Origin of the sequence: Sorangium sp. So ce128 (assembly GCF_051525245.1) — a bacterium.
GTDB classification, from domain to species: Bacteria; Myxococcota_A; Polyangia; order Polyangiales; family Polyangiaceae; genus Sorangium; species Sorangium cellulosum_B.
In genome coordinates this window covers 2,919,366-2,931,229 of the sequence record NZ_CP150313.1, presented here as the reverse complement: position 1 = coordinate 2,931,229, position 11,864 = coordinate 2,919,366, and the positions used below count along the sequence as shown (strand labels likewise).

Here is an 11,864-nt window from a genome sequence, read left to right as displayed (position 1 = left end):
CCCTGGCGAGAGCTGCCGCGCCCGCCCAGCGGACCGGCGCTACGGCGCTGCCGGCGACGCGAACTTCGCGGTGAGCTCCACCTGGGCCACGCTGCGCTGAGCGGCCTGCTGGGCGGTGGCGCCGGGCGGCACCAGCAATGCCTGGAGCCGCTGCGAGGCGTCGGCCACGCCGGGCGCGAAGCTCGACGGCGACCAGGTGAGCGTGCCCTTGCCCGAGGAGTCGAGCCGGTCGATGGTCATCGTGATCTCCCCGTTCGGGCTCGGCAGCTTGAGGTCGGCCCCTTCGGCGTACTGGCGCGTGTCCACGCTGAGCGAGACGACGCCTCCCTCCACCTTCTCGATCTTGAAGACCCGGTACCGCAGCACCGGCAGCTGCGCGCCAGACGCCACCACGCGATCGGTGACCATCCAGTAGGCGCCTGCACCGACGGGCTTGTCCGGGAGCGGCGGCGTGAGGAGCGTGATGGCCTCCCCGAGCGCGCCGATCAGCGGCTGGAGCCCTGGATCGGCGTCCTTGGAGAGCTCGAATTGGAGGTTGCCGACCGCGTTCGCCGGCGAGAGCTCGTACCGCAGCGCGCTCCCCTTCAGCTTCGCGAGCGCGTCCGCGAGCTGCTTCGGCGGGCCGCCGATCGACATCGAGGCGAGCGTCGCCGACGTGATCTTCGCGATCACCCTCGTCGGAGCCGCGCTCGCCGCGGGCGCGGCCGCGCCCTCCTTGGGTGCGTCCGCCGGCTTCTCCGCCTTGAAGCTCACGCCGAGCTCCAGGTTCGGCAGCCCCTGCGGCCCGCCCATGCGCAGCCCGAGCGTGATGTCGAGCTTCTGCTCGGATTTCGGGTCGATCTTCGGGGCGAGCCTGGCCCGCGGCTCGCTGCCGTCGCCGATGACCTCGATCTTGTAGGGAACGTCCTTCGGCAGCGCAGCGGCCGCTTCGGACGCCGAGAACACGCCGCTCTCCGGCGGCCCGCCCGCCGCGCCGCCCGCCGCTGGCGCCTTCTTGTCGGTGCCGCCCGCCGCCGCCTCCGCGAGCGCCGCGCCGAGCTTGCCGCCGACGACCGGCAGCGGCGGGCCGGCGTCGAGCGCGCCGGCGTCGGCGGCGACCTGCGCCTTGCTCTTTTCCCCCTCGCAGCCCGCGAGCCCCGCGAGGGCGACCGCCGCGAGCGTCGAAGCCATGACCCAGCGCCACCGAGTGTGCATGACGGCCGGGTGTAGCCAAATCGGGCGCCATCTTCCAGCGCTCCGTTGCGTTGCGCCGACGGACGGCTCCCGTCGGGGCGGGGGCCCGCGTCAGGCCCGCCGCGCAGCCTTGAGCCCGCCGATGTGCTCCAGGAGCTCGAGGGGCCGGAACGGCTTGGCGTAGTAGGCGGTCGCGCCGAGCTTCAAGGCGCGGGCGCGCGCCTCGTGATCGTCGAGGGCGCTGATCACGATGATCGGCAGGCTGGAGGTGCCCGGGTGCGCGCGGAGGCGCTCGCAGACCTCGAAGCCATCCATGCTCCCGGGCAGCATCAGGTCGAGCAGCAGCACGTCGAAGGGCTCGGTCAGGGCGCGCTCCACCGCCTCGCGGCCGGTGCCCACGCCGATCACCTCGTGACCACTCGCTCCGACCAGCGCCTCGATCATGCGCCGGATCGCGTCCTGATCTTCGCAGAGGAGGATTCGCATGGTCGCGAGCACGGGGAGCGTCGCACCCGCCCCATCGCGCGGTCAAGCGGGAACGCTACGCGCGGCGAGGGCGGGCCTCTCTGTCTGCTCGGTCTGCTCTGTTGCCTCCGCCTGCTCCGCCTGCTCTGTCTTCGCTGTTTGCTTCCCTGTCGCGTCGCTGTGGGCGCGTGGCGCTGGTTGGCGGACGCAGCGCGAGCTCGATGCCGACGCGCGCCCCGCCGCCCTCGCGGCGCTCGGCGAACGCGCGGCCCCCGTGCGCCTCGGCGATGCGCTTGCACAGCGCCAGGCCGAGGCCGAGCGAGCCGCGCTCGGCGCCGCTCTCGCCGCCCTGCCCCCGATCGCGCCGGAAGAACGGCTCGAAGATGCGCGTCTCCTCCCCGTCCACGAACCCGGGCCCGCGATCCTCGACCTCGAAGACGACGCCGCGCTGGCCGCCGGGACGGACCCGCAGCCGCTCGGCCCCGCCAGCGTGCGCGCGCGCGTTCTCCAGCAAGTTGGCGAGGGCGCGCGCCAGCAGCGTCGCGTCCGCCTGGAGCGCCGGCGTCCCCTCGACGACCTCCAGCAGCGTCGGATCCAGCCCTGCGCGCTCCAGGGCGCGGATCCCGGCCTCGGCCGGGTCGAGGCGGGCCACGGTGAGGGCCGCGAAGTCGAGGCGCGAGCTGGCCAGGAGGTCGCCGACGAGCGCGTCGATCTCCATGACCTCGCGGTCGAGGTCGTCGAGCACGCAGGCGCTCGGTCCGCCGCCCTCGCGGGCCATCTCCGTCAGCAGGCGGATGCGGGCGAGCGGCGTGCGGAGCTCGTGCGACACGGCGGCGAGGAGCTCTCTCTGGTCGGCGATCTGGCGCTCGATGCGCGCGGCCATGTCGTTGACCGCCTCGGCGACGATGCCGACCTCGCCCTGCTGCCCGTGGCAGTCGAGCCGGACGCGGCTCGACAGCTTGCCGGCGCCGATCTCGTGCGCGACGTGGGCCAGATCGACGAGCGGGCGGGCGAGGCGGCGCGCGATGAGGCCCGAGGCCCCCCACATGACGATGGCCACGGCGAGCAGCGGCAGGGCGAACCGGAGCGATCCGCCGGAGCGGCCGCGCGCGGGGCAGAGGAACACGGAGCCGAGCGGCCCTCCTTCGTCGCGGACCGGGGCGACCAGGGTCTGCGCCCGGCAGGGCTGGCCGTACCTGGCGAGCCGCCGCCCGGTCGCGTCGACGAGCTCCAGATCGATCTCGAGATCCTCGGCGAACGCGCGGGCGAGCACGTCGCGGGCCGCGGGATCGGCCCATACCCGCTCGAACTCGTGGGCCACGAACGACTGGGCGCGGGCGTGCTCGCGCCGCCAGCCGGAGTTGCCGACGCGATCGATGGCCCCGATCGTGGCGACCGCGGCGAGCGCGGTGATCAGGATGGTCGCGCCGAACCACATGAAGATCCGGCGGTGCAGCCGCGCGCTCAGGAAGCGGCCGATCGAGACCTTGCGCCCGTTCTCGTAGAGCCAGGACCGGTACCTCCTCCTCACACGCGGTCCTTGGCGAGCACGTAGCCGACGCCGCGCACCGTCTTGATGAGCCTCGGCGATCTCGGGTCGTCGGACAGCTTCTGCCGCAGGTGCGAGATGTGCACGTCGACCGTCCGCCCGCCGACGTTGACGTCGCCGCGGCCGGCCTCCTCCAGGAGCGCCTCCCGGGCGACGACGCGGCCGGCGCGCCGCGCGAGGGCGACGAGGATGTCGAACTCGATGCCGGTGAGATCGGCGGGCTTGCCCGAGACGGTGACGACGCGGCCGGGCACGTCGATGGCGATGTCGCCGGCCACGATCCGCTCGCCGGCGGCGTCGGGCGTGGCCCGCCGGAGCACCGCGCGGAGGCGCGCGAGCAGCTCGCGCGGGCTGAAGGGCTTCGCGATGTAGTCGTCGGCGCCGATCTCGAGGCCGACCACGCGATCGGCCTCGTCGCCGCGGGCGGTGAGCATGAGGATCGGCATGGAGCTCTTCTGCCGGATGCGGCGGACGACCTCGATGCCGTCCATGCCCGGCATCATCACGTCGAGCAGGACGGCGTCGAAGGTGCCCGCGGCGAGCGCCAAAAGGCCGCGGGCGCCGTCGCACGCGACGGTCACCGCGAACCCGTTCTGCTCGAGGTAGCTCGCGAGCAAGGCGTGGAGCCGTGTGTCGTCGTCGATGAGCAGGAGCCGCAGCGCCATGGAAGGACCCGGGGGGCAGGTGCGGCGGCGACCGGCCGCCGCTCACCCCTTGTATAGCTCAGGGGCCCGCGCCGGTGTCGGCGTCGGCCGCCGCGGGCGCGTGGACCGCGCGCGCGGCGCCCCGCGGCCAGGAGCGCTCGGCCTCCCGCGCGGCGTCCACGCAGATGGACGCGACGTGGCGCTGGAAGGCGTCGCGGCGGGCCTCCGCCCGGCAGCGCAGCGAGGAGAAGCCGGAGGCGTAACCGGCGACGGTGCCGAGCGCGAGCAGCGCGATGGTGATCTGGCGTCGCATCATGGTCTCATCCCCCTCCTTCACGCCCACCGGCCGTGGGTCCTGTAGGGATCGTCGCCGCGCCACCCGGCCCTGCCGGACCACATGTCGCGGAACGCGGCCGGCCCGATCTCGATGAGATCGGCGAGCTGCTCGCGCTGGCGGTCCTCGAGCACGGCGTGGACCTTCCCGAGCGCGCCGACCGAGGCCCTGCGCAGCGACTCGATGGCCGTGTCGTGGCGCGCGAAGAGCTCGCCGAGGCGCGTCTCGTCGAAGCTCGGGCTCCGCATCGCCGCGGCGACGTCCGCGCGCGTGCTGCGGATCTCGCTCCGCTGCGCCTCTGCGGCGGAGCGGAGCTCGTCGATGGCCGCGACGATGACCTTCTCCTGCGTCGGCGTGGTGCCGAGCCGATCGAAGAGGAAGGACAGGAAGAAGCGACGGCGGAAGCCGTGCCCCCCGAAGCCGCGCCGCCCGAAGAAGCGCGGCCCGGCGCCCCAGGGCGCGCCGCAGTCGTACCTGCAGCCGCGCTTCAGCGTCATGACGAGGCCTATCAGACAGGCCGTTCCAACCACGAATCCCAACATGATGCGTACCCTCCGTGAGCGTCTCCGCCGTCGATCCGTGCACGGGGCATGTGCGCGCGGCGTCGGTTCGTCCGAACGCCGGCGCCGCCCCGGGCAGCAACGACCGGAGCCGCAGACGCGCGGCTCCGGGACACCTCGAAGCTGCGCAGCGCGTGTGAAGGATGTTCAGGAGCGTGTGTGAAGAAACATGAAGACCGCCGCGGGCAGCGCGCGCGGCGCCATGAAGGAGCGGCGCGCCATCCGCTCGCGGACGGCGCTCCGCGCTCCGGCGGCGCTACTTCACCGACTCGACGTCGCCGATGTCGTCGAGGTCGTCCTTGGGCTTCCCGTCGCCCGAGGTCGCCCACGGATTCGTGCGCTCGCTCTCGGGCGCGCCGCGGTCTCCGTCGGCATCGTCCTCCTCCTCTTCGAGGTCGTCGAGCGACTCGACCTTGGCCCCGTCCGGCGAGGCGCTCGGCGCAGGCGGCGTCGACGCGCGCGTCGCCGGGGGCGCGGGCGGCGTCGACGGGCGCACCGCCGGAGGCGCGGGCGGCGTCGACGGGCGCACCGCCGGAGGGGGCGGCGTCGATGCGCGCGCCGACGAGGTGCCAGGGTCGCTCGGGAGCCTGTTGCGCGACGGCTCACCCCCCTGCGGTGAGACCGCCGCCGCGGCGCCCGCCGCTGCGAGCGGCCTCGCGGCGATCGCGCTCGGCGGCGTGATGCTGCCGGCGGCCTTCGTCCCCGCGGGGGAGCCGGCCGGCGGGCTGCTCACCGACGCCACGAGGCCTCCCGGCGGCGAGCCGGCCGCCCCGGAGGGCGCGGCGCTCGCGGCGGCCTTGCCGGCCTGGCCCGCGTCCGGCGCGCCGCCGGACGAGCCGGAGGCAGGCGCCGACACGGGCCCGCCGCCGGACGACACGGGGGCCGACGCCGCCGGCGCCGACACGGGCCCGCTGGACGCCGACGCCGGCTTCGACACGGGAGCGGAGCCCCCCGGCGCCGATGCAGGCGCAGCCCCGGCCGGCGGAGCGGCAGCGGGCGCGCCGCCGCGGCCGGACGACAGCTCCACCGGCGCCGCCGCCTTCGGCGCGGCGACCCGCGGCCCGTCGAAGCGCATCGCCTTCTGCGCGAGCTGCACCACGGGGAGGATATCGCGCGGCGGGATGTTCGCGGCGATGACGTCCGGCCCGGCGATCGCGAGCTCACCGTCGGCGTGGAACGGCACGCCCGGGCGCTCGCGCTCCTGCTTGAGCCGCGCGTTGTCGATGGCGACGCGGATCTCGAGCGGGATGCGGGTCTGCCACAGCCGACCGTCGATCGCCGTGCGCACGTCCCACGGCGTCAGGATCGGCGTCCTGCCGATGCCCTCGAACGGGCTGCGATCCGCGAGCAGCGCCTTGAGCAGCCAGGCGACGATCTCCTGGAGCTGCGGCGTGTCCTGATCCCACGGCATCGAGTCCCGGAAGAACTGCCAGTAGCCTCCGGCCGGGCCGTACACCGCGAGATCGCGCGGGTCGAACGCGTCCTCGAACGCGCGCGGGGTGATGTCGCCCTCGTCGATGACGGAGTCGATGAGCGCGCCCTGGAAGTCGGGCGTCTTGCGGCGGGCGGCCTTGGGCGAGAGGCCGGTGAGGGACGTCGTGATCTGCTGGCGCACGTCGCTGCGCTCGCGGAACCACCCCATCCGCTCGACCGCGCCGAACTGCTCGCGCAGCTTGACCGGCGTCCACCACGGCAGATCGAGCTCGCGCAGCCGCGCGACCAGCTCGGCCACGAGCTGCAGCGCCGGCTCGCTCGCGAGGTGCACGCGCGCCTCTCTCCTCAGCGTCTCGTCGTCCTTGCTATCGGGATCCCGGTGCTGCAGCGATCGCTCCGCCATCGTTCCTCCGTGCTCCCCCGGCCGCACTGCTCAATACCAGAACCGGATCCGCGGCGGACAGCCAGCCCACACGCGGCCGCGAAGAGCGATCCGCGCGCCGCGGCGCAGCACTCGACGCGGCACGGCGCGCGCCTTCAGCAGACCGTCGGGATGTCGTTCTGCAATGGCACGCGAACAGCCCGTCCGCGTGGCCGCGCCAAGCGCCCGGGATCACCCGACCACGTCGCGCGCCGCCTTCGACCTCGGCGCTGCGTCGATCCGGGCTAGGCTCTCGCGGCCATGCAAGAGGACGGGGGAGGGAGCGCGCCCGAGCGCGCCGCGCGAGGGCTCGAGCGGTGGGAGCGCGCCGGGCGCGGGCTCTCGCCGTGGGCGCGACGCGTCGCGTGGGCCGCCGCCGAGGCGATGCTCTGCGACGAGGACGAGCGCGGGGAGCTCGCCCCGCCGGGCGCCGAGGTGTGCGAGCGCGCGGTCGCGGCGCTGGATCTCGCGCTCGGGCAGGGCAGCCCCGAGACCCGGCGCAGCTTCGCGCTGCTGGCCGCTTGCCTCGAGCTGTTGCCGCCCTTCGTGATCGGCGCCTTCGGCCGGATGAGCCGGCTCTCGCTCGGCCGGCGGCTCGCGTACCTGGAGGCGCTCGAGTCGAGCCGCTCCGGGCTCCTCGCGATGCTGCTCCTCGCCTTCAAGGTGCCGATGTGCATCGCCGCCTTCGAGGAGGGCGCGGAGCTCGCGCTGACGGGCTTCGACCGCGAGAGCACCGCGGCGCGGCGCAGGCTGCCCGGGCTGGGCGCCGGGGGCGGCGCGTGAACGGCGGCATCGCGTCGAGCGAGCCGATCGTCAGCGGGCGCGACCTGCCTGCGGGGTTCGACGAGCCGTGCGACGTCGTCGTGGTCGGCTCCGGCGCCGGCGGCGCGGTCGTCGCCGCGCTGCTCGCCGAGGCGGGGCGGCGCGTGATCGTGCTGGAGGAGGGCCCCCACGTTCGCCCTGACGACTACCAGCGCTGGAAGCCCAGCGAGTCGGTGCGGCGGCTGTTCCGCGAGGCCGGCCTGTTCACGGCGTTCGGCGTGGGCCAGACGCCGATGATCTCGCTCACCCTGGGGCGCGCCGTCGGCGGATCGTCGGTGGTGACCGGCGGGGTGTGCTTCCGCATCCCGGGCAGCGTCCACGCGCGGTGGACCCGCGACCTCGGCCTCGACGAGCTGTCGGAGCGCGCCCTCGAGGCGGCGTACGACAGCGTCGAGCATCGGCTAGAGGTCCGCGAGGTCCCCGAGGCGCTGCGCTCCGCCTCGACGGCGCGGCTCGTCGAGGGGGCGAGCCGGCTCGGCATCCCGATGCGCCCGCTCCGCCGCAACACCGGCGACGCGTGCGAGGGCAACGGCCGGTGCAACTTCACCTGCCCCGCCGGGGCGAAGCGCTCGGTCGACGTCGCCTACCTGCCGTCGGCGACCGCGCATGGCGCGCGCGTGGTCGCCGACGCGCTGGTCGAGCGGATCACCGTGAAGCGCGGGCGCGCCGTCGGCGTCGAGGGGAGGCTGCTCGGCGGCGAGCCGGGGGCCCCGCCGCGCCGGTTCCGGGTGCGCGCGAAGGCGGTCGTCGCCGCGTGCGGCACGCTGCACACGCCGCTGCTCCTCCGCACGGCGGGCGCGTTCGAGGCGAGCTCCGGCCTCGGCGACGGCGTGACGCTGCACCCCGCCGTGCGCGTGGTCGCCCGGTTCGACGACGCGCTGAACGGCTGGGACGGCGCGCTCCAGAGCGTCTACTCCGACCACTTCGAGGCCGAGGGGATCAAGCTCGTCGGCGTCTACTCGGCGGTGAACGTGCTCGCGGCGGGCCTCCCTGGCGTCGGGCCCGCGCTGCGGCGTCGGGCCGCCGCGCTGTCGCGCTGCGCCGTCTTCGGCGCCATGATCCACGACGAGGGCGGCGGCCGCGTCCGCCCCGGCCCCGGCCGGGAGCCGCTCGTCTCCTACGCGATGGCGCCGCGCGACCTCGCGCGGCTCCGCCGGTCCATCACGATCCTCAGCGAGATGGCGCTCGCCGCCGGCGCGCGCGAGGTCTACACCGCGCTGCTCGGCGCGCCGCCGGTCACGTCGATGGACGCCGCGCGCGCGGCCGAGCGCGCGGGCGCCACGTCCATCGACGCGCGCCGCATCGAGTGCATGGCGTTCCACCCGCTCGGGAGCGCGCGGGTGGCGAACGATCCGCGGCGCGGCATCGTCGATCAGAGCGGCGAGTGCTTCGCGCTGCCGGGGCTCTTCGTCGCCGACGGCTCGATCCTCCCCACGAGCATCGGCGTGAACTCGCAGGTGCCGATCATGGCGATGGCGACGCGCATCGCGTGGCGGATGGCCGAGCGGTTCCCGCGGCTCGCGGCGGCGAGCCCCGGGTAGCGGGCGCGGCGCCGCGTAGCGGGCGCGGCGCCACGCGGTGCTACAACGTCGGTCGACGCCGACCGCCGAGGTTCCAGGATGCAAGCGACGATCGATCTCCGCTCTGACACCGTCACCCGACCGACCGCGGCCATGCGCGCCGCCATGGCCGCGGCCGACGTCGGCGACGACGTGTACCGGGAGGACCCTACCGTGCGGGCGCTCGAGGAGCGCGTCGCGGAGCTCACGGGCAAGGAGGCGGCGCTCTTCGTGCCGAGCGGGACGATGGGCAACCAGATCGCGCTCCTCTGCCACACGCAGCGCGGCGACGAGGTGATCGCGGGCGAGGGCGCGCACTGCGCGTTCTACGAGAGCGGCGCCGCGCCCGCCTGGAGCGGCGTGCAGTTCGTCTTCGCCGGGCGCGGCGGCCTGTTCAAGGCGGCCGACGTCGAGGACGCGATCAAGCCGCCGCAGTACTACCTCCCGCGCACGCGCCTCGTCGCGATCGAGAACACCCACAACCGCGCGGGCGGCCGGGTCTTCCCGCAGGAGGACGTGCTCGCCATCGCGTCGGTCGCGCGCGCGCACGGGCTCGCGCTGCACCTCGACGGGGCGCGCCTCTGGAACGCGGCGGTCGCCACCGGTCGAACGCCCGCCGAGCTCGCCGCGCCGTTCGACACGGTGAGCGTCTGCTTCTCGAAGGGCCTCGGCGCGCCCGTCGGCTCCGCGCTGTGCGGCAGCGCCGACGTGGTCCGCGCCGCGCTGCGCTTCCGGAAGATGCTCGGCGGCGGCATGCGGCAGGCCGGCGTGCTCGCGGCCGCCGCCCTGTACGCGCTCGCGCACCACCAGGGCCGCATCGCCGAGGACCACGAGGCCGCGCGCGCCATCGCGCGGGCGATGCGCGCGGCGGCCCTTCGCGCGATGGCGCCGCCCGCGACGGGCGCGCCGCCCGCGACGATCGAGGAGCCCGAGACGAACATCCTCTACATCGAGACGCCCGGCATCCCGGCCGAGCGGCTCGTCGAGGCCGCGCGACGGCGCGGCGTGCTCGTGGGGGCGACGGGCCGGAGCGCCGTCCGCGCCGTGACCCACCTCGATCTCGCGCCGGAGCAGGTCGCGCCCGCGGCGAGCGCCCTCGCCGAGGCGCTCGCCGAGGTGCTGGCGCTGCCGCGCGATCGCGGCGCCGAGGGCGCGCGCGCATGAGCCGCCGCCCCAGGAACGCCCCCGCGCCGGCGCTCGCCGTCGCGATCGCGATCGCCGCGCTGCTCGGCCCCGCGTGCGCGCCGGTGCGCGGCGACGCCTACCTCACCGCGATGACCGCCGGCGAGCGCGCCTACCACGCGGGGCGCTACCGCGAGGCGGCCCGCTCGTTCGACGACGCCGCGTCGCAGGCGCTGCGCGTGAAGGACCGCGACGAGGCGCGCCTCATGCAGGCGCGCTCGTTCGAGCGCGCGGAGTCCTGGGGCGAGGCGCGCGCCTCGTACGAGCGGCTGCTCGCCGACTCGCCGCGCGGGCCGCGCTCGGAGCGCGCGGAGTTCGAGCTCGCCGATCTCGCGATCGAACACGGCGACGCGGACGCGGGCTACGCGATGCTGCTGGCGGCGACGCTGCGCCGCCCGTCGCACGGGCTCGCGCGCAACGCGCTGAAGCGGCTCATCCAGCGCGAAGAAGACCGCGCCGGCGCGGCGGGCGCGCTCGCGTGGCTGCGGCAGCACGGCCCCGCGCTCCGCGGGACGGAGCTCGATCAGGACGTCGCCTACCACACCGCGCTCCTCCTGGAGCGGAGCGGCGATCGCGAAGCTGCGCTGCGCGCGCTCGTCGCCGCCGCGCGCGCGCACCCGTACCCCGTCGGCAGCTTGACTGACGACGCCCTGTTCCATGCGGCGGAGCTCGCCGCGTCCCTCGGGCGCCCCGAGGAGGCCATCGGCTACCTGAGGGAGATGCTCTCCGCGCGCGAGCCGGCCGTCACCGGCAGCTACGACCGCGAGAAGTTCGACGACGCGCAGCTCGAGATCGCGCGCCTCTACCGCGACGCGCTCGGCGATCGCGCCGCCGCGCGCCGCGAGCTGCGCAAGCTCTATACGGACCACCCCGCGTCCATCCTGCGCGACGACGCGCTCTGGGCCGAGGCGAAGCTGTGGCGCGAGGAGGGTCGGAGCAAGGAGGCGTGCGCCACCGCAGCCCGGATCGTCCGGGAGCTCCCCGAGTCGCGCTACGCGCGCTGCGCGCACGCGATATGTCCGTCGCTCCCGGCGGCGCCTCGCCCGTGCGCGGACTACATCCTCCGCGAGCTCGACGAACGGAAGGACCCCTGACGCGGGGACGCCGCGCGGCGCGCCGCCGCGGCGGCGGGCCGACCGCGCTCAGTCGTCCTCGTCGTCCTCGGACTCCAGCTCGGCGTCATCGTCGTCGCCGTCCTCGTCCTCGTCGTCGGCAAGGTCGTCGTCGTCGGCCTCATCGAGGTCGTCGTCGTCCTCGCGCGGCTCGTACTTCAGATCGATGCCGATGTCGCCGAGCTGGGTCTCGAGGAGCTCGAAGAGCTCGTCCACGTCGTCGCCCCCCCACTCGTCGAGCACGTCGGTCAAGAACTCAAAAAAGTCACCGCTGTCCAGACGACGCTCGATCTCTTCGACCTGCTCCTCCGAGAACGCCTCGAGGACGTCCTCGCGCAGCGCTTCGGTGTCGCCTTCCTCAACGGCATCCGCCGCAGAGAGGCGGATCTGCTTTACGGCACGCTTGTCGAGGTGAATCTCCATGAAGGTGGCTTCGTTTAGGCGACCCTCGCAGCCGCCGTCAAGCGGCGTATGGCGTCGAGCTTCAAGAGACCGCTCGCCTCCCCCTTCCGTCGCGTCTTTTCCCGGGGGCGCGGCGAGGCGCGGACCTTCCCCAGGCGGCCGCGCGCGCGCCCACGTCGGAGGTCGGCGCGGGCGCGCCCCAGCGCC

At 75.0% G+C, this 11,864-nt stretch carries 12 protein-coding genes; 4 read left to right on the top strand and 8 right to left on the bottom strand.

Going from position 1 to position 11,864, the window contains the following annotated elements; genetic code table 11:
* Positions 1-39 precede the first annotated feature (39 nt).
* The 7 genes from WME82_RS11465 to WME82_RS11435 all read right to left on the bottom strand — a co-directional run bounded on the left by WME82_RS11465 (position 40) and on the right by WME82_RS11435 (position 6,562).
* Positions 40-1,170, bottom strand: a complete 1,131-nt coding sequence (locus WME82_RS11465) for a hypothetical protein (RefSeq protein ID WP_437870524.1) — start codon at positions 1,168-1,170, stop codon at positions 40-42.
* A 114-nt stretch (positions 1,171-1,284) separates the two neighbouring features.
* Positions 1,285-1,659, bottom strand: coding sequence for a response regulator (locus WME82_RS11460; RefSeq protein WP_012234686.1), 375 nt, complete (start codon positions 1,657-1,659; stop codon positions 1,285-1,287).
* A 55-nt stretch (positions 1,660-1,714) separates the two neighbouring features.
* Positions 1,715-3,169, bottom strand: coding sequence for an ATP-binding protein (locus WME82_RS11455; protein WP_438042857.1), 1,455 nt, complete (start codon positions 3,167-3,169; stop codon positions 1,715-1,717).
* Positions 3,166-3,852 carry a response regulator gene (locus WME82_RS11450; RefSeq protein ID WP_437299102.1) on the bottom strand — a complete coding sequence of 229 codons (687 nt, stop codon included), beginning with the start codon at positions 3,850-3,852 and terminating at the stop codon, positions 3,166-3,168. The genes WME82_RS11455 and WME82_RS11450 overlap by 4 nt, the downstream gene beginning before the upstream one ends.
* 58 nt (positions 3,853-3,910) lie before the next feature.
* Entirely contained in the window at positions 3,911-4,147 is a 237-nt protein-coding gene (locus tag WME82_RS11445) for a hypothetical protein (protein ID WP_437299101.1), read from the bottom strand.
* 17 nt (positions 4,148-4,164) lie between these two features.
* Positions 4,165-4,662, bottom strand: a complete 498-nt coding sequence (locus WME82_RS11440) for a Spy/CpxP family protein refolding chaperone (RefSeq protein WP_438042856.1) — start codon at positions 4,660-4,662, stop codon at positions 4,165-4,167.
* Positions 4,663-4,981: 319 nt separating this feature from the next.
* Positions 4,982-6,562 carry a hypothetical protein gene (locus WME82_RS11435; protein ID WP_438042855.1) on the bottom strand — a complete coding sequence of 527 codons (1,581 nt, stop codon included), beginning with the start codon at positions 6,560-6,562 and terminating at the stop codon, positions 4,982-4,984.
* A 279-nt stretch (positions 6,563-6,841) separates the two neighbouring features.
* Here WME82_RS11435 and WME82_RS11430 point away from each other — a divergent pair, with 279 nt between their 5' ends.
* The 4 genes from WME82_RS11430 (at position 6,842) to WME82_RS11415 (ending at position 11,237) form a co-directional block, all read left to right on the top strand.
* The gene (locus tag WME82_RS11430; RefSeq protein ID WP_437745496.1) at positions 6,842-7,363 is read left to right on the top strand and encodes a hypothetical protein; all 522 of its coding nucleotides are present in this window, start codon (positions 6,842-6,844) and stop codon (positions 7,361-7,363) included.
* On the top strand, positions 7,360-8,943 hold the full coding sequence (locus tag WME82_RS11425; RefSeq protein ID WP_438042854.1) for a GMC family oxidoreductase N-terminal domain-containing protein: 1,584 nt from the start codon (positions 7,360-7,362) through the stop codon (positions 8,941-8,943). The genes WME82_RS11430 and WME82_RS11425 overlap by 4 nt, the downstream gene beginning before the upstream one ends.
* A 78-nt stretch (positions 8,944-9,021) precedes the next feature.
* Positions 9,022-10,125, top strand: coding sequence for a low-specificity L-threonine aldolase (ltaE, locus tag WME82_RS11420; RefSeq protein WP_438042853.1), 1,104 nt, complete (start codon positions 9,022-9,024; stop codon positions 10,123-10,125).
* Positions 10,122-11,237, top strand: coding sequence for a tetratricopeptide repeat protein (locus WME82_RS11415; RefSeq protein WP_438042852.1), 1,116 nt, complete (start codon positions 10,122-10,124; stop codon positions 11,235-11,237). The genes ltaE and WME82_RS11415 overlap by 4 nt, the downstream gene beginning before the upstream one ends.
* Positions 11,238-11,285: 48 nt before the next feature.
* Here the strand turns inward: WME82_RS11415 and WME82_RS11410 are convergent, their stop codons facing one another.
* Positions 11,286-11,678: a hypothetical protein gene (locus tag WME82_RS11410; RefSeq protein WP_437745492.1), complete on the bottom strand. Its 393-nt coding sequence runs from the start codon at positions 11,676-11,678 to the stop codon at positions 11,286-11,288.
* Positions 11,679-11,864 lie beyond the last annotated feature (186 nt).